Source organism: Oligoflexus sp. (assembly GCF_035638955.1).
Lineage (GTDB): Bacteria > Bdellovibrionota_B > Oligoflexia > Oligoflexales > Oligoflexaceae > Oligoflexus.
On record NZ_DASQYZ010000187.1, the window covers coordinates 22,085 to 39,773 of the forward strand.

At 54.6% G+C, this 17,689-nt stretch carries 11 protein-coding genes; 6 read left to right on the top strand and 5 right to left on the bottom strand.

Annotation, left to right across the window (positions count from 1 at the left end):
- Positions 1-11: 11 nt before the first annotated feature.
- From VE954_RS17450 to VE954_RS17470, 5 genes are all read right to left on the bottom strand, one after another.
- Positions 12-1,532, bottom strand: a complete 1,521-nt coding sequence (locus tag VE954_RS17450) for a PfaD family polyunsaturated fatty acid/polyketide biosynthesis protein (protein WP_324955049.1) — start codon at positions 1,530-1,532, stop codon at positions 12-14.
- Between the two features lie 187 nt (positions 1,533-1,719).
- Positions 1,720-1,950 carry a hypothetical protein gene (locus tag VE954_RS17455; protein ID WP_324955050.1) on the bottom strand — a complete coding sequence of 77 codons (231 nt, stop codon included), beginning with the start codon at positions 1,948-1,950 and terminating at the stop codon, positions 1,720-1,722.
- Between the two features lie 137 nt (positions 1,951-2,087).
- Positions 2,088-4,592, bottom strand: a complete 2,505-nt coding sequence (locus VE954_RS17460) for a hypothetical protein (protein WP_324955052.1) — start codon at positions 4,590-4,592, stop codon at positions 2,088-2,090.
- Positions 4,593-4,638: 46 nt separating this feature from the next.
- Complete coding sequence (locus tag VE954_RS17465) at positions 4,639-6,534, bottom strand: adenylate/guanylate cyclase domain-containing protein (protein ID WP_324955054.1); 1,896 nt, start codon at positions 6,532-6,534, stop codon at positions 4,639-4,641.
- A gap of 259 nt (positions 6,535-6,793) precedes the next feature.
- Positions 6,794-7,783, bottom strand: a complete 990-nt coding sequence (locus tag VE954_RS17470; RefSeq protein ID WP_324955056.1) for a hypothetical protein — start codon at positions 7,781-7,783, stop codon at positions 6,794-6,796.
- 435 nt (positions 7,784-8,218) lie between these two features.
- Here VE954_RS17470 and VE954_RS17475 point away from each other — a divergent pair, with 435 nt between their 5' ends.
- The 6 genes from VE954_RS17475 to VE954_RS17500 all read left to right on the top strand — a co-directional run bounded on the left by VE954_RS17475 (position 8,219) and on the right by VE954_RS17500 (position 17,688).
- Positions 8,219-8,794, top strand: a complete 576-nt coding sequence (locus VE954_RS17475) for a hypothetical protein (protein ID WP_324955058.1) — start codon at positions 8,219-8,221, stop codon at positions 8,792-8,794.
- Between the two features lie 298 nt (positions 8,795-9,092).
- Positions 9,093-10,133 (top strand): 3-oxoacyl-ACP synthase III, encoded by a 1,041-nt coding sequence (locus tag VE954_RS17480; RefSeq protein ID WP_324955059.1) that lies wholly within the window; start codon positions 9,093-9,095, stop codon positions 10,131-10,133.
- Positions 10,127-11,023, top strand: coding sequence for an alpha/beta fold hydrolase (locus VE954_RS17485; protein ID WP_324955061.1), 897 nt, complete (start codon positions 10,127-10,129; stop codon positions 11,021-11,023). Before VE954_RS17480 ends, VE954_RS17485 begins: the two co-directional genes overlap by 7 nt.
- Positions 11,024-11,053: 30 nt before the next feature.
- A complete protein-coding gene (locus VE954_RS17490) occupies positions 11,054-12,766 on the top strand; it encodes a fatty acid CoA ligase family protein (protein WP_324955063.1) in 1,713 nt (570 codons plus the stop codon).
- Positions 12,700-13,692, top strand: a complete 993-nt coding sequence (locus VE954_RS17495) for an NAD-dependent epimerase/dehydratase family protein (protein ID WP_324955065.1) — start codon at positions 12,700-12,702, stop codon at positions 13,690-13,692. The genes VE954_RS17490 and VE954_RS17495 overlap by 67 nt, the downstream gene beginning before the upstream one ends.
- 174 nt (positions 13,693-13,866) lie before the next feature.
- On the top strand, positions 13,867-17,688 hold the full coding sequence (locus VE954_RS17500; RefSeq protein WP_324955067.1) for an ABC transporter transmembrane domain-containing protein: 3,822 nt from the start codon (positions 13,867-13,869) through the stop codon (positions 17,686-17,688).
- Position 17,689 lies beyond the last annotated feature (1 nt).

Consider the following 17,689-nt stretch of genomic DNA (forward strand, 5'->3'; position numbering starts at 1 on the left):
TTTTGCTCGAATTAAATCGCACCTTGCAGACGTTGCTGCAATTCCGCATCTGGTACCGGCCGCAGAAGGTCATCCTGCGTCGACAGAAAACGACCCTGAAGTGCTGCGAACTGGACGCGCTGCAACACAGCCGCATGATACAAAAGATTCCAGGCAACGCTCACAGCTCGGCGTTCAGTCGGTGCCTGCAGACAGGAACCGCGGACCCAATCGTTGAAGGCTGGCATCGCCGGACCGCACCAAATCTGGTAATCGATCCTGCGCTCAGCATGGCCCTGGGTCGCCCAATGAGAAGCCTGCCCCAGATAGGAGCGGAAGAGAAGAGACATTTTATGTTTAGGATCGCGGGCCGCCCGTGCGATCTGGTGCGGATCACGGGTTTGGAAATAAGCCTCCGTGCTTTCCCAGGCCGATTCCAGGCTCTGTCGAAAGAAGCTGTCTTCCAGGACCTGCCGATCCTTGTCAGGAATCTGATCCAAACCAGCATACTGGCGATAAATTTCGTAAAGTCGCTGGGCACGCATGGCAAACATCGTCCCACGTTTCAGGACCTGAACCTTCACACCCATTTCAAACATGTCCGCCGCTGGCGCCATCATAATGTCACCCTGCTGGGTTTCCGCCAGCATTTCGCGGACCACAGCGCTGGTCCCGGACTCAACACAGGCTTGATTGATCGTGCCGGTCACAACATACGCGGCTCCCATCGCAAACGCCGCGAGCACAGCATGAGGCGTAGCAATGCCACCCGCCGCTCCTACCCGCAAACGCATAGGCCAGGCATGAGCCGTTTCCATCTGCTCTTTCAGCGCCAGCATCTGGGGCATCAGAGTCACCAGCGGACGGTTATCGGTGTGACCGCCTGAGTCGGCTTCGACGGTCAGGTCCACCGCCATAGGCAATTGACTTGCAAGCTGGCGCTCTTCGGAAGTGATGAGGCCTTCTTTCAGAAGCTGATCCAAAAGGGTCGGCGGGGGTGGCGCCCAAAACTGCCGAGCCACCTCCACACGCGAGACCTTAGCTATAATATGATGTCGCGCCTCGATCGCACCGGCTTCGTTCTGCCGAAGGCCTTTCACGCGATAATAAACCAGCGCTTTGCTCAGCCGCATAAACGCCGAAGCTTCGACCAGACGGACGTCCTTATCAATGAGCAGCTGCGCCAGTTTTTGTTCAAGGACCGGCTCCTGCGGGCTGTGAATAAAGTTCACCGCAAAGGTCTGCGAACCCAGTCGCTCTTTCAACTCATCAATGGCAGCGGCGACGCGCTCCAAAGGTAAACCGGCGGCTCCATAAGCCCCCAGCATCCCCTGTTCCGCCAGGGCCACCACCAGATCGACACTGGCAATCCCATGCGCCATGGCACCCGCCATATAGGGCAGGCGCAGCTTGTGCTCAAGGCAGAATCCAGGATCGCCAAAATCACTGAGCTTCAGACCGGGCACAAAGGCCTTCCGACCATCAGGACGCGTCCAGGCCAGGTCGCTTTCGATGTGACGCAATTGGTTGCGAAAACTTTGATCGGTGTCCATCCTGGAAATCCTTATACGCCTCGCGTCCCCTGTCAGACCGGAGTGATGAGCTCGTCACGACGAAAGCAGTTTTTTATGACGATTTTGCGTCGTAAGCGATGACTTTTCGCGCGTCCCCTCAAATTTTCCCGGACCGCGATGACGAACAGGCGCGAACTGGCGCGCCATAAAAATGAGAGAGAGTTATTCAGAGTGTTGGACTGACATCGTTACTGCGCGTGGCCGGGCGATTATAACGATTGAGTTCGAGTCTGGGTTTGACGCGCAAACAGTCATCGTTTTGAAAGAAAAGCAGCGTGGAATCCTGATCATGCACAACAAAGCGAACGTGAGCCAGATTCAATTCGATTTCCCGACCAGGCAAGAGATCCTCGTGAAAATTGCTTTCCGTAACTTTAACTTTGATCAGTTCGATCATGAACGGCTCTCCAGAAGTTTGGGGCATTATCCCATCGCCTTCAGTGAATTGCCAACAACAAATGAAAGGGTATTTTATACGGGAGGTTGACTGGGTTTGACGGCAGGATGGAAAACCCTGCCGCCCATAAAGAGGGATTAGAAAGCTGAACGACTGACACAAAGAATACGTTTGCTGCTGTTCGCGGCACCGGCAAAATCACCAAAGCGCCGTGTATCGAGCCAGGCCCGCGAACCGTCGGCATCGGTAAAGATCTTGCCGAACATCACGTTGGGATAAAGGGCCCGGTCGCCACTGGTCCATGAACCTGCGGTCCCTGCGCCATCGGTTTTCCAGCCAACCGTTCCGGACACGCGCTGACTCCCCGTCCAGATTTCACGCACCGACTTCACCAGATCGCCCTTTTCATCATAATAAGGACTCATCTTCCAGCTCTGGTCCCAGAATTCCGTCGCGTTCTCTGCAATCAGCTGACCACGGGTGCTGTAAACGGGGCCATTGATCGTGATCCGTGTGCGGGCATCGGTGTTCGCGTCCGAAAGTAAAGCCGTGAAGGGCTCGGTATAGCCAGCTTCCTGGGCCCTGGCATTGCAGATGCTATCCGCACCGCTCAGTCCGCCGAGGTCTGCCGTATGAGTCGATGATGTCATGAAACTCACAAAGCGCTTGCTCAGCAATCGCTGCGGTGGATGCAGCGCGCAACGCAGCCCGGAATCACCCATCCAGCCATCGCCGCGAGATTCAAGGTGCAGCGGCAATCCAGCTTCAATGAAGTAACGGCCTATCGCCTCTCTTTGATTCAGCCCGACATAGAAAAATGTTTCGCCACCGCCGCGCGTGAGGGCATAAGGCAATGCAAACTGGGTGTTCCAGATAAATGTATCACCTTGACCCAGAGTGGTGGGGCTCGCCGTCGTGCTCACCAGGGAAGGCAGCATGGCGGAAAGGTCCCAGCTATTCGCATAGAAAATGGAATCTGATCCGTCACCGATCAAAGGCACCGGCTGGCTCATCTCATCCTGTGTGTTGTACAGCGAGAGACGCGTGTAGATGCGATTGGTTTCCGTTGTCAGGATATCATCGGTCATTTCATTGCGATTTCCGAAAAGATCGTGCACACCAAAATAGGACCGGCAGCCGGCCCACAGTGGATCACCCGACAGGTGACGACCTTCACTTTGACAAAGGGACGACGTATCCGGAGTCTGCCATGAAGCGACCATGAATTCGCTGTCCATCAGCAAGTGGAATTTTCGCAACGGCGTGGGCGTCTTCTGCGTAAACCGGTCTTCCGCCTTCAAATCATCCAGCTTGGTCCAGGCCCCAAATTCATAATCATAACTGCGGTTCAGACAAAGCTGCTTGGCTGCGACCCATTCCACCTTGGAACCATTGGCCTGAGTAACCGTGCGGGTGGTATCCACGCGCGAACTGAGATCCACGCGGCAAGGATAATCGGCACAGTGTGTTTCAAACGAGTCGGCCAGGCTGCTGCTGGCCTGATGATCTTCGCGAACCAAGGGGCTCTTCACAGCATCATAATCCAGCGGATCAACCGGGGCTGTCGCCGAAACCGCTGCGGAAACTTCATAACGATCGATCGCAAAATCATAGCGACAGTTGCGGCGTGTACTGCCTTGCGCTTCGCCATTGCAGAATGCAAATTTGTTGGTGGGGAAATCCGCCTGAGGCCACTCTTCAGCATCGACAAAGGTCATGCCGTCCGGAACGTTGGCAACCGTTCGAATGGGGGACATAAAGGTGTCCCCAGGTTTCATCCCGTTCGAGGCGGCAAAGCGTAGAAAGCGTTTTTCCCAGGGTTTGGCGGCAGGCACACGCTCACTCAAGACGGCTGCAAGATTGATCCCGCAGTTGCCGGCGGTCGTCATCGAGAGCGGACCCGTGGTCGCCGAACGGGTCAGAGGATGACAGTTGGCGAAGTTCTGGATGACCTTGCCGCGTGGCAACTGGGAGCTGCGGCCATCCCAGGCCATCAATTCACCTTTGTCATCGCTGAAGGCCAAGGACACAAGACTGTGCGGCTGCGTCAGCTGCCAATTAAAAATAGCCAGGGCGCCATCAGATTCATTGAAGAACCCCCGAGGCGCTGCGTGATCGCCGCCGATGGTCTGATTCCACTGCTGGCCATCGATGCGAATCGAAGCACTGGCTTCCAGCTTGCCATCGCTGACGGTGATGACGAGGTCACAGCTTTCATTTCCAACACGGCCATCGACATAACCGAGACTACTGACTCGATAACCCAGGCAGTTGGTTCGGCCGGCGGTGAACGTCACGACATCGTTATCCGGGTCGGTGGCCCGACACAGGTTGGCTCGCACCCATTCTCCCACACCGAGGGTCAGCTGCGCGGGGCAGTTGAGGACCGGGGCACGATTGACAATAGCGATAGGATTGTTCGGCTGATCGGATCCTGGGTTCTGGGGCAGACGATCGCCGTTCCCATTCACCGCATCATCACCAGAAGGCTGCGTTCCAGCGCCGGGATTTACGGCCGCTTCCTCTTCCGTACGTTCGGATTCAGGACCCGGACCGATGCTTTGAAATGAAGCGCGACCACAGGCCGTCGTCATCAGCACGAGAGCGGTGGCAGCATACGATATCATTCCACGGTATTTCATAATTGATCCCCCTCAGGATTTACTTTCGGTCGGCGGCGCATCAGACTCAAGCTACACTTTGTGCCTCTTGACGTTCAGAACTTTGCCAGACATAAACTCTCTGCGCCTGGTCGTCATCACGCACTCGAATCTGTCTCTTCACGAGGTCAATACATGCAAATGAACCCTGCAGATCCTGCCCAAGCGTTTCATAGACCCGCTCGTGCAGAATGATGTAATTGGCATTTTCGGGTGAGAAAAGCTGTTTGCGCAGCTGCTCGTAGCGAGTGGCCAGGACGATCGCCGATCCATACAGGTCATATTCCTTGGTACCGATCTGCGGGTAATAGGCTTCGATCGATCCATGGGCGAGGCCAATGGCGCAATAAATCGGTTCATGGTAATTGAATTCCTTCTCCACCTGCCTGAAGGTCTGGACCATACGCATGGCCAGGCGAACGGCCGCTTCCCCGACAGGGATGGAATCAGGTGTCCGAAAAGGAAAACCAATGGAGCACAGAAACCCATCCCCTACCACCTTGATGCGGTACGCGTCCGCAGCGAGACGTTCGGCATCGTAGCGCTCATACATATTCGCGATGCAAAGCTCGATCGCACGCTCCACGAAATCCTTGACCTTTTCATGCTGAATACGCGAACTCCCAATAATGTCAAAAGCCATGACGCAGGCTTCCGTTTTACCGGTCGGCATAGTCTGTTCCAGAGACGAGCCTTCGCGAATCTTCTGCAGCTGATGCGGATACACGATTTTTTGCAGCTGCTGCAGGACGTGATCGTTTTCTTTTTTCTGCTTTGCAAATTTGTTATTGAGTTTAAGGGATGTGGCTATCGAAAACAAGATCACTTCAATCGTGGATCCAATCAGATGCACATCGCGTCCCCAGATATTGTTCATTTCGACAAGGCCCATGGCTGTCATGACAAAATACTGAGTTCCGCTCAACATGATGCCGTAACCGATCAGCATCAGATGGTAGATGCCTCCGCGCTTGATGGAGAACCAAAGGGCCATGGCCAGCAAGGTCATGGTTCCGGTCAGGATAACGGTAGCGGTATACACATAACCGTAGGGGACCTGGAGAAGAACGATAGGAATTTCGAGCAGGATCAGCGCGTATTGGACGAGGAAAACGCGATAGTAGCGCGGATGGCGCTTCTTAACTTCATAGAAGGCCGCAAAGAAGATTCCCATGACCAGCTGGCCCAGCGTCCCCATGAGCTGCGCGACCAATTTCCATTCCGCAAAGTAATACTGCCCACCACGGAAGCCCAACAGCTCCGCCGCCAGGCTGCGCATCGATTCCGTGAACAGGATATTGATCATGATAAACGTCCCATAAATCAGAAAAACCCGGTTATTTTCCCGCGTCATGAACAGGAAGAAAACCGCCATGATACCGAGCACACCCAGACAGATCCCGCGCAGGGCCGTTATCAAAAACGAAGAATGATGATACTGGGCACTCGGTTGAACCCAATAAGGAGCATTGCCCAGCCCCCAGCGGTTCGCCGTCATCTGTCCCAGCCCTTTCCCGGCGCTATAGATCCGGTAGTGACCGGGCGCAAGTTCCAGGTCGGCGACGACCGCATCGTTTTCATAGAACGCATAGGCTTCCTTATAGTTGCCGTCCTTGACGACAGCCACTTTCTGAACATACCCGTTGTTGATAAACGAAAAAGTCCCGGCTTGACGAACCTCGACGTCGAAGACTGCGGCAAAGCAGCCACGAAAGTTCATGGTAGTGATCAAGGGACTGGTTTCAAGCTGCATCTGGAGACGCTCGATCCCTGATTCTTCCAATGGATACTGACAATCCGGGTCGACTGTAGCAAAGAGCCGATAGGAAAGATTTTCCAGCTGCACGTCCTTGCTCAAATACGCCAACGCTGGCTTGGGAAGAAGCCAAATGGCGAGCGCGGCCATGAGCCTGATGAAGAGCACGAGAAAATCCTTTCAAGGGTTCTCTCTGGGCTCGGCATTTGGCTTAAGTTTTGAACGGGAAATTGCTGCCCAGCAAGAAAAAGCCGGGTTTTTGAATTTTTTCTGCAATATTATCGGCGGTCGTTCGTTTTGTTAATAGACTCCGGATTAGGTCAACAGCCTTTGGTGTTTTGAACAAAACCCCAGGTCGCACCATTCCGGCTCGATAATCTTGGTGCGGGGACACTCATGCGCGAAAGCATGATTGTCCCTACTTGGTTTACATGGCCGGATTGTAATTCAGAGTCAGTTCCGAACCATCCTTCACAGCGGTGGTTTTCACCAGGGTCACGGCATTGGTCTTGTCATCATAAGCCCAGTCGGTGGAAGCCATCTTCTGCTTATCCAGCGTCACCAGAATATTTTTGGGATTCACCGGCTTTTTACCCAGACTGAACGTCACACTGCGCTTGACCATATCATTGGAAAGCCTGGTGATGAGTCCCGACCAATCGGCGCTGCAAATATCCAGAGTGGAGCCCTTCGACTGCGTGGCAAGGGTGATATACTCATTGCCCACATTCGCAACCTGACATGTATCGCTTGCGACCGAAGTCGGCAGACCAATAATCCCGTTAAACGTCGCCTTAAGCGTCTTGGTCGGATCAAAATCCACAGCCAGGTTGCCTTCACCGGATCCATTGTCATCCGTAATCACGACGACCTCAAGGTTGGCGTCCTTGCGAAACGGCATCGGTGTCGCCATCGGCAGGTTATCGATCGTAAGATAGTTCGCCGCGTAAAGACCGGTGAACAGGGCATTCAAGCGACTGATGGCATCGGCGGAATCCACCCGCTGCTCGATGCGAGCTACTTTATTCGGATCCGTTCCGGCCGGGAGCGTGAGTGGCTGCTCCACCAGCAGGTGAATGCGCGAATCCAATTTCCCATCGTTCAAGGTCGTAATCAGTTTCTGCAGGTTATTTTGTGTGGCGATCAATTCATCGTCCATGCTGGCACTCGTGTCGATCGCAAACACCACATCGACCTTAAGAGAAACTTTAAACTTGTCTGTCAAACTTCCCAGCTCGTCAAAGGCGGCTGGGGTTTCCCCTCTGGAGTTGGCTTCGTCAACAACAGGGGTGACCTCCGGAAGCTGTGCAGCCACAGGAGTTTCGGTGGCCACACCAGCTTTAAATGAAGAATCACTTTTACACGACGCTAGCGTCAAGGCTCCCAACAATACTGCTGCTTGAAGATGTGTGACCATAAATTGCTCCCGCTTGTTCATGTGTTCACTGCCAAACATAGCAAGCCCCGTTCCGTGGGTGGGGCCCCAACGGCAGTCGATGCAAAAGGGCTGCAATTGCGCCTGGAGTCGCGGCCCCGGTTTTGCAACACCCTGGGTAGCCCCCGGTAATTATCCAGCTTTTGCCTTCTTTCCTGCACGTACAGGTGTAAAAATAACTTATAATTATCCAATACTTAGACAAAAAATGCCATCAACGATGGAGTTCCTTGCATATCAGGCTTTAGACTTTGGTGAAAAAAGCCGTAAATAACTGAAAGATAAGTCGTACCGATGAAGCGCCTCTGTTTTTCCTCGACAGGTCCCAAGGGGGCTCAGGGGTCTGAAATCCAGAAATTTTAGAGAATTCTGATATGGCCAAGCATTTGCTAAGAGAATAGTACCCGGAGGTCACAAGTGAAACATTTGATTTGGCTGACACTGATTGCGATGTCCTGTACCCAGCAAAAAAGCTTTTCGGGAAAATCCGCAGAGGATGACGCGAACGCCGTCGTGAGCGATACGCCCGCGGTTGAAGCGCCACCAGCCCCAACGGGCCCTGGCATCGACAGTTGCGTGGAAGGTGACCGCGTGATTTTCGCGTTCTCGGGTGCTGTCAAGGAATGCATCGATTCCGGCAAGACCTGGCATTTTGAATCAAAAACCTGTGTCGCCATGCCCAAGGCCGCTTTCAGCTGTGATTGGGAAACGCTGCAGGGAAAATTAAAGGAACTCAACCTTCTGACAGAAACGCTCCAGAAGGATTATGCAGCTGGCGCCAAACTCATCAGCTGTGGTCAGTCGAGTGACGGCAACCGCATGGCTGTCCAGTGGATTAAACCCGTAAGCGGCGTGAACTGCGAGAAATTGCAGGAAGGCTTCGGCATCACCACGGGTTGTTACACGTACTATGCGGATCGCGCTCCCCCGCCGCCAGCGACCACGGATGACGAGCGCCGGCAGCGAGTCAACGAATGTCTGAAGAGTCTGTAAGCAGACCCTATCCCTAGTGACCTTTTGGTACAACGATTCCCACGCTTAACCCCAGCTGGGAATCGTTGTACCTCAGTCCATCTGGCACCAAACAAGTCAAATTTACCTACCTAAACCGATCTATTTATGCTTATGAACCCAAATAACGTCAAAATGACCTTCGATCTGGTCGTTTCCCCAGAGTTTTACGCTAGCCATGGGTCCAGCTGCCTTGCTACGATCCCTGAGCTGTTTTTAAAGTCCGTGGGACTCTGCAGCTCTTCATAAACCGAGCTTTGCTCCAGGTTCCAGGTTGTCGATGCGATATCAGAAGGTTTTCGTTAATGCGATTGGCTACGAACTCCCCCAGGAAGTCGTTTCCACTCGATCCCTCGAAGAGGCCCTGCGTCCCGTTTATCAGGCGATCAAATTGCCCCTTGGGCAGTTGGAAGCGATCACCGGTATTCGTGAACGTCGGTGGTGGCCTCGCCATTTTAAAGTTTCCGACGGTGCGATCCTCGCGGCGCAGAAGGCTCTGGATGGTCTTGGCCTCCAAGGCAGCGATGTGGATGTGCTGATTTATGCCGGCGTCTGCCGCGATTTTTTTGAACCCGCTACGGCCTGTCGTATTGCGAGTGAATTGGGCTTGAAACCCGATGCCGCTGTTTATGATATCAGCAACGCCTGTCTGGGTGTGATGAACGGCATGATTGATATCGCCAACCGCATCGAACTGGGCCAGGCGAGAATTGGTGTGGTGGTGTCGTGTGAATCGGCCCGCGAAGTGAATGAAGATTCCCTGCAGCATCTTTTGCAGAATCCGGACATGCCCCATTTCCGTGATAGCATAGCGACCTTCACCGGTGGTTCAGGTGCCGCTGCGGTGGTCCTGAGTAACGAACCGACCCTGGGCCGCTCGCACCGACTGCTGGGTGGAGTGATGCGCAATGATCATCAGCATCATGATCTTTGCCGTTGGGGCGTCAAGCGTCTGAGGCAAACCGTCTTTGAACAATTCATGATCACTGATGCCATTAACGTGATGAAGCACGGCGTAACGCTCGGTTTAAAAACCTGGCAGGCCCTTCTTTTGGAATTGGGCTGGCGCAATGAGCGGGTGGATAAAATCATTTCGCACCAGGTGGGCCAGAGCCATCGCAAGTCGGTTTTGAATGCGCTGGGCATTGCTGATAACAAGGACTATACGACCTTCCCGATGCTTGGCAACATGGGCACCGTTTCCCTGCCGTTGACAGCAGCGATGGCGGATGAAGGTGGATTTCTTTTACCCAACGATCAGGTCGGCTGGCTTGGTATCGGCAGCGGCCTGAATTGTCTCATGCTGGGGCTCGAATGGTAGCAAGCACGGAAGTTCTACGGCAGTATTATCCTTTTCAAAGCCGCTTCACCGAGGTGAGCCGCCAGCGCATGCACTATCTCGACGAAGGTGCTGGCGAAGTGCTGCTGGCCTTGCACGGCAATCCCACTTGGTCATTCTACTACCGCAATCTGATCAAGCAGTTTCGCGGTCAATACCGGCTGGTCGTACCTGACCACATCGGTTGCGGCTTCTCGGATAAACCCGATGACCGCCAATACAGTTATCGGCTGGAGCAGCGCGTACGCGATATCGAGGCGCTGGTCACCCAGCTGAACCTCAAGAATATCACGCTGGTCCTTCATGATTGGGGCGGTATGATCGGTTTGGCTTTTGCCGCGCGCAATCCCGAGCTCATCAAACGCATTATCCTGATGAACAGCTCCGGCTTTCCACTGCCGAAAAGCAAAGGCTTTCCTTTGGCCCTGACACTCAGTCGCACGCCGCTCCTGGGCGCGCTCCTCATTCGCGGATTGAATGCCTTTGCCTTCACGGCGAGCTGGATCTGCTGTCAACGCCATCGTTTGCCGAAGAGTCTGCGTCAGCTCTATCGTTTGCCTTACAATACCTGGCAGCAGCGGATCGCCGTCCATCGGTTTGTTCAGGATATTCCTTTGAATGCCAAACATCCGTCCTGGCAACTCGTGGAATATACCAACCAACATCTTGACCAGTTTAAGAATATTCCGTTTCAGATTATCTGGGGCGAGCGCGACTTCGTGTTTGACCGCCATTTCCTGGCGGAATGGCAGAAGCGTCTGCCACAGGCGGAGTATCACAGCTTTCCGGATGCTGGACATTATATTCTGGAAGATTTGGGTGATGAAGCGATCAGCCTGATGCGGGATTTCCTGAAACGCCATCCCATTTAATGCAGCTGGCCCGGAGCCCGAGGGAATCGCATGGACTATAATATTGCCCACACCCTCAGCCTCATGGCCGAGGCGCATCCTTATCAGGAAGCCGTTGCTTTCCCTTCCGGACGTGATGCCTTCGGTCGTGTCGCCTACACGCGGCTGACCTATCAGCAACTGGATGAGGCCAGCAGTCGCATGGCCCGGGGTTTGATGGCCTATGGCATCAAAAGCGGCATGCGGACGGCCTTTCTCGTCAAGCCGTCCTTGGAATTTTTCATCACCACGTTCGCTCTCTTCAAAACCAAGGCCGTCCCGGTTTTGATTGATCCAGGCATAGGCCTTCGCAGCATGCGGCGCTGCCTCTCCGAATCCGAGGCGGAAGCCTTTGTCGGTATTCCAGCCGCGCACGCGGCTCGCATTCTCTTTCGCTGGAAGGGCGGGGGTTGGAAGCGCAAGGTTTCGATCAGCCGCCGGGCTTACTTCGGTGGCATCAGCCTGCGCGATCTGGAAAAAGCCGGTGACCGATTTCATCAACTCCCGCTGGAACCAGCCGGTGAGCAGGAAGTCGCAGCCATCCTTTTTACATCAGGCAGTACCGGTGCTCCCAAGGGAGCGGTTTACACGCACGGCAATTTCCTGGCCCAGGTGCGACTGCTCAAGGAAACGCTCGGCATCCAGCCGGGTGAACGCGATCTCTGCACCTTCCCACTCTTTGCTCTTTTTGCTCCCGCCTTGGGGATGAGCGCTGTGATTCCTGAAATGGATTTCACCCGCCCGGCCGAAGTTGATCCTGAAAAAATTGCCGAAGCCATTCATAATTTTGGCATCAATAATATGTTTGGCTCCCCCGCTCTGATTAAAGCTGTGGCCAACTACGGCGTGGAACGGCAATGGCATTTCCCGAGCTTGCGTCGTGTGATATCCGCCGGCGCCCCGGTCCCTGCTGCTGTGATTGCTCAGTTCCGCCTTTTGGTGGATGAAACCTGCATGCTGTATACGCCGTATGGCGCCACAGAGTCACTCCCTGTCGCCATCGCCGAGAGTCGAACGATTCTCAAAGAAACCAGCACGCTGACCGAGATGGGTTTCGGCATTTGCGTGGGAACGATCGTACCGGGGACGGACGTGCGGATTATCAAAATCAGTGATGTTCCGATTCAAATCTGGAAAGCTGATTTGGAATTACCAGCCGGCGTCATCGGTGAAGTGGTGGTGACCGGGGATCAGGTGACGACTCGTTATTATCAAAGGGAAGCCGCCAATCAACTGGCAAAGATTCATGACCCCAATACCGGCCATATCTGGCACCGCATGGGCGATCTGGGCTACATCGACGATCAGGGTCGCCTTTGGTTCTGCGGTCGGAAAGCCCATCGCGTGCAGACCCAGGATGGAGACCTCTTCACCATCAACTGCGAGGGTGTGTTCAACAAACATCCACTGGTCGCACGCACAGCTTTGGTGGGCCTTGGGACACGCGGCTCGGAAAAACCTTTGCTCTGCGTGGAACCCAAGCGCCGTTTAACCCGGGATGAAGAGGACAAACTCTTTATCGAGTTGAAAAAAATGGGCGAAGCTCACGAGTACACCCGCAATATCAAGTTGTTTTTAACGCACGAGAGCTTTCCGGTCGATATCAGGCACAATGCGAAAATCTTCAGAGAGAAATTGAAATCATGGGCGGAAGCGCAATGGCGGAAAAAATCCTTGTCACCGGTGGGGGCGGCTTTCTTGGAAAGGCCCTCATCCACCAACTGATCGCACGCGGTCATGAGATTCACACCCTGAATCGCAGCCGGTATCCCGAGCTGGAAAAAATGGGTGTGCGTTGCTTTCAAGGGGATCTGGCCGATCCAGCTATCGTCAAGGAAGCGGCACGCGGCTGCACCACAGTTTTCCACGTTGCCGCCAAAGCTGGTGTCTGGGGTGATTATGCGGATTACTATAAAGCCAATGTGATCGGCACCCAGAACGTGCTTCTGGCCTGCCGGGCCCTGAGCATTCCGCGCCTGATCTATACGAGTTCGCCTTCGATCACATTTGGCGGAACCGATCAGGAAGGCATTGACGAAAGCAATCCCCTTCCCACGCATTATATGGCGGCTTATCCGGCCACCAAAGCCTTGGCTGAAAAAATGGTGCTGGCTGCCGCGGGTTCTGACCTTGCCACCGTCTCGCTCAGGCCGCACTTGATTTGGGGGCCTGGTGACAACCACATTATCCCGCGCCTGCTCGATCGAGCCCGCAAGGGGCGTTTGCGCCTGATTGGGCCAGCCGGCAAGAAAGTGGATGCGGTCTATATCGACAATGCCGTCCAGGCTCATCTCTGTGCCTATGATCGCCTGCAGAAAGGTTCCCCTATCGATGGCAAGGTCTACTTCATCACCAACGATGAACCCATGCCGCTCGAAAACATTATCAACTCCATTCTGCAGGCCGCCGGCCTCCCCCAGGTGACCAGGCGTATTTCCGCTGGCATCGCCTATGGTTTGGGCGCCACTCTTGAAATATTTTACCGTCTGCTGCGTCTTAAGAATGAACCTGTTCTGACCCGCTTTGCAGCGAGGCAGATGAGTACCGCACACTGGTACAACACCCGTGCGGCCCGCGAGGAACTGGGCTATCAACCCGCGGTGAGTATGCAGGAAGGTTTTCGGCGATTACGGCTGGCTTTACAGGGCTAGACACGCGGTCTGATCCGGGACAGACGTCCCGATCCGGTCCTCCTTTCTCCGAAATTCCTCCCTAAATCTGCGACTTTACTCAACTGCAGCCCTGGCATAAAACTTGGAACAGAAAACCTTCACACCTCTTTTGCAATCGAGAGGCGCGACTCACTCTCGCAGATGGATGATCCTATGTTGAACGTTATTTATAGCTGGCTGCGATCGCTGCTGTTTCTGCAGGCCACACCTATTATCCGGCTGGCAGCCCAACGCAGTCTTCAGCCAGACGACATGCCGCCACTCCCGAGCCTCAGTGATCCACGGCAACTGCCGCCGGATTTTCTGACCTTCAACGTCAGCACCGGTATCCAGCTCATTCGGCGGATGCTCTGGATAGTTCGGCGGGAAATGTGGAAGTCCCTGAGCCTCGGCATGGCCTATGCGGCCTGCAGCCTGGCCACACCGATGCTGGTCTACCAGCTGGTTCAGTATGTGAATCTCGCGGCTACCGGCCAGGCGTCCTTGCGCATGGGTTTGCTGGCGGGACTCCTGCTTTGCATCAGCGGTGCCCTCACCGGGATCCTGCAGCATCATTCCTTTCACATTTGCCTCAAGATGCTCCAGCGCGTGGTCAGTGGACTCAACATGCGCATCTATCATCATGCCCTGCGCATGACCCGCTCCTCACGTCAGGGAAGGCCCACCGGTGATATCGTCAACCTGATGGGCACCGACTCCGATCTCATCGGTTTCGCCTTGTTTGAGATTGTCGAAATCGTGGTGCGCTCCGTTATTATCCTCGGCGCTGCGATCATGCTGATCAACCTGCTCGGCTGGGCGGGCCTGGCCGGTCTTGCCACCTTGCTACTGATTGTGCCGCTCAGCCGCAAAGTCATTCAACGTTTTGTCAAACTCGACGATGAATTGATGAGTCAGCGCGATCGCCGGGTTTCCCTCGTGGCTCAGATGCTCGCCGGCATGCGCATTGTGAAGTATTTTGCCTGGGAATCCCAGATGCTAAAAGAAGTTAAAGCCATCCGCTCGCATGAAATCTCCGCCCGTCGCCGCCTGTTTCATAATGCTGCTGTCTCGCTTTTTGTTTATTTTGCCGGCAGTCTTCTGGTGGGTCTCGTCTCCTTTCTTTCGGCCACATATCTGGGTCGAACACTGGATGCGGCGACCATCTTTGCCTGTTTAACTTTATTTGGCCTGCTCGATAGCATGGTTGGCAGTTTAACCGATATGATTGCCGCCCTGGCCTCGGCACGCGTCAGTGCCGATCGCATGGCTTCGTTCCTGCGCACGGCAATATTACCTGAACCCATTCCAGGTCCACTGTTTGAAGGGCCGGTTGGTGTGCATTGGCAGAACGCTTCCTACCAATTCGAAGATGCGCCTCAGCCGGTGCTGACCAATATCCAGCTCCATCTCAAGCCCGGTGAATCCGTGGCGGTTGTGGGACCGGTGGGTTCGGGTAAAACCAGCCTTCTGCTTGGACTCCTGGGTGAAGTGCCGGGGATTTCGGGACGTGCGACCTGGACCGCCTTGCCTGATGGATCCCAGCCTCACCTGGCCTACGTCCCTCAGGAAGCCTTTATCGTCAACGGCAGTGTGCAGGACAATATTCTGCTGGGCCAGACGCTTCAGGACCCTGCCTGGCTCGATCAGGTCATTCATGCGACCTGTCTTGATTTTGATCTGCAGCGCCTGGCTGGTGGTCTTCATGCGGAAATCGGCGAGCAGGGTATTAATCTTTCCGGAGGCCAAAAGCAGAGGGTTAACCTCGCACGAGCGGCCCTTTTAAAACCAGGGCTTTTGCTGCTGGATGACCCCTTGTCGGCCGTGGATTTCGATACCGAAGACAAGCTGGTGGAACGGCTGCTCTTTGGTCTTTGGCAAAACTCCACTCGGGTGGTCGTGACCCATCGTCTGCATCATCTGCATCGCTTTGATAAGGTGGTGTTCCTGCAAAACGGAACCGTTGTGGATGCAGCACCTTTATCGGAACTCCTGGCGCGTTGCGAAGCCTTTCAGAACTTTTATAACCGCGTGGATCGTGAGGCTTTGGAAGAAGCCCAACACGCCGAGCAGGGCAAATCTGGAGCCGTTGGCGACACATCCGCGGCGGCTGAATTTGTGAAGCTGACCGATGACGAGGACCGAGCGTCAGGCGCGGTTCAATTCAAAGTGTATAAGGATTACGGTCGGGCTCTGCTGGGGCCTCGTGGCCCAGGCCGTTGGATGGTAGCGGCCCAGCTGGCCACCGCCAGTGTTTTAACGGTCGGCATTCCTCTTTTGCAAAACGGTTGGCTGGCTTACTGGGCCAGTCATCAGTCAGGACCTGGTGCCCAGACACCCTGGATTTTAAGTCTTTGGCCCACATCCCTTTATGAGTCCAATCATGCCCTTCTGCTTTGGGGCGGACTAGGACTTTTGGCGGTCATAGCCGCGGTCATGCACCAACTCCTGTGGTTGGGTCGCGCACTTAAAGCTGGTGCCCAGCTTCACGATGCTGCATTTGCCGCCGTTTTGAAAGCCCCTCTGCGGTTCTTTGATCGGACTCCGATTGGCCGCATTCTGAATCGTTTTTCCCGTGATGTGGATTCGGTGGAACGCGAAGTGGCAACCAATCTGGAACGCACGCTGGTGCCCATTTTTCATGCTCTTGCGGCCCTCTTGTTTTTGGCCATAGCCATTCCGTGGTTGCTGCTGGCGATCGCCCCAGCCCTTTATGGTTACTATGTCTTTCAAAAGAAATATCGTTATGCGAGCCGTGATGCGCAGCGTCTGATGTCGATGGCACGTTCACCACGCTTTGCCTTCTTTAAGGAAACACTGCAGAATACATCCGTGATTCGGGCCCATCAGCAAATGGACAGTTTCACCGAACGTTACCGCGGTGTGCTGACCCATTTTCAGTCGATGTTTTACGGTGTGATCCTCTTCAACCGTTGGTTCTCCTCGCGCATTCCCTTGCTCGGAGGTTTGATTTCGTTTGGCCTTGTTGTCATGATTCTGGCGCTGGCCCGTTCGGGACAGATTTCACCGGGCGTGACCGGGCTCGCCCTGGTTTATACTCTGCGGCTTTGGGAATATCTCAATAACGCCATTCGAGCGTTCACCATGGTGGAATCCAATCTTATCGGTGTGGAACGTCTGCAGCACTTTCAAAATCTGGACGCGGAACACGACGTGACCCTGACTCCGGCTTTGCCCACAGAAACCCATTGGCCTCGTCAGGGCGAAATACGTTTGGAAAACGTGTCGGCTCGCTATGCACCTGGTCTGCCTTTGGTGCTAAAAAACTGCAACCTCATCGTCCCGGCGGGACAGAAGGTCGGAATTATCGGCCGGACCGGAGCGGGCAAGAGCACGATCTTTCAAATTCTGTTTCGCTTTATTGAAACCACGGAAGGTCGCGTGCTGATCGATGGCGTCGATGCGCGAACCATTCCCTTGGATCGTCTGCGTTCATCTCTGGCGATTATTCCGCAGGATCCCATACTCTTTCAGGGCACCCTGCGCAGTAACCTGGATCGCTTCCAGCAGTATGATGACGCACGCATTCTGCAGGCTCTGCGGCGGGCTCACCTGGGGGTCTGGGTCGAAAATCTGGGCGGTGGTCTGCTCGCCGAGGTCAAGGAAAATGGGTCCAATTTCAGTCAGGGTCAACGGCAGCTGCTCTGTCTGGCGCGAGCGCTGCTGCTCGATACGCGCATCATCGTTATGGACGAGGCAACCGCGAGCGTCGATGTCGCGACGGATGCTTTGATTCAGAAAACCATAGCCGAGGAATGCCACGACAGGACCGTTCTCATTATCGCCCATCGCCTGGAAACCCTGGGACTTTGCGATCAGGTGATCGAGATGGATCAGGGATCGGTGAAAACGATTCAAGGGCGTGAGGGGAAACCGACGGTGCCGCCTGTAAAATCAGAGTGGAGGCCAACGGCAGATGATCCGAACTCCCGAACCAGCCGGCTTCATGGACCACCCGTGCGTCCTGGACCGTAAA

Bases quoted from the DNA above. Each gene is read 5' to 3' on its own strand.
- VE954_RS17450 (WP_324955049.1), bottom strand. From the start codon at position 1,532: ATGGACACCGATCAAAGTTTTCGCAACCAATTGCGTCACATCGAAAGC.
- VE954_RS17455 (WP_324955050.1), bottom strand. From the start codon at position 1,950: ATGATCGAACTGATCAAAGTTAAAGTTACGGAAAGCAATTTTCACGAG.
- VE954_RS17460 (WP_324955052.1), bottom strand. From the start codon at position 4,592: ATGAAATACCGTGGAATGATATCGTATGCTGCCACCGCTCTCGTGCTG.
- VE954_RS17470 (WP_324955056.1), bottom strand. From the start codon at position 7,783: ATGGTCACACATCTTCAAGCAGCAGTATTGTTGGGAGCCTTGACGCTA.
- VE954_RS17480 (WP_324955059.1), top strand. From the start codon at position 9,093: ATGCGATATCAGAAGGTTTTCGTTAATGCGATTGGCTACGAACTCCCC.
- VE954_RS17485 (WP_324955061.1), top strand. From the start codon at position 10,127: ATGGTAGCAAGCACGGAAGTTCTACGGCAGTATTATCCTTTTCAAAGC.
- VE954_RS17490 (WP_324955063.1), top strand. From the start codon at position 11,054: ATGGACTATAATATTGCCCACACCCTCAGCCTCATGGCCGAGGCGCAT.
- VE954_RS17495 (WP_324955065.1), top strand. From the start codon at position 12,700: ATGGCGGAAAAAATCCTTGTCACCGGTGGGGGCGGCTTTCTTGGAAAG.
- VE954_RS17500 (WP_324955067.1), top strand. From the start codon at position 13,867: ATGTTGAACGTTATTTATAGCTGGCTGCGATCGCTGCTGTTTCTGCAG.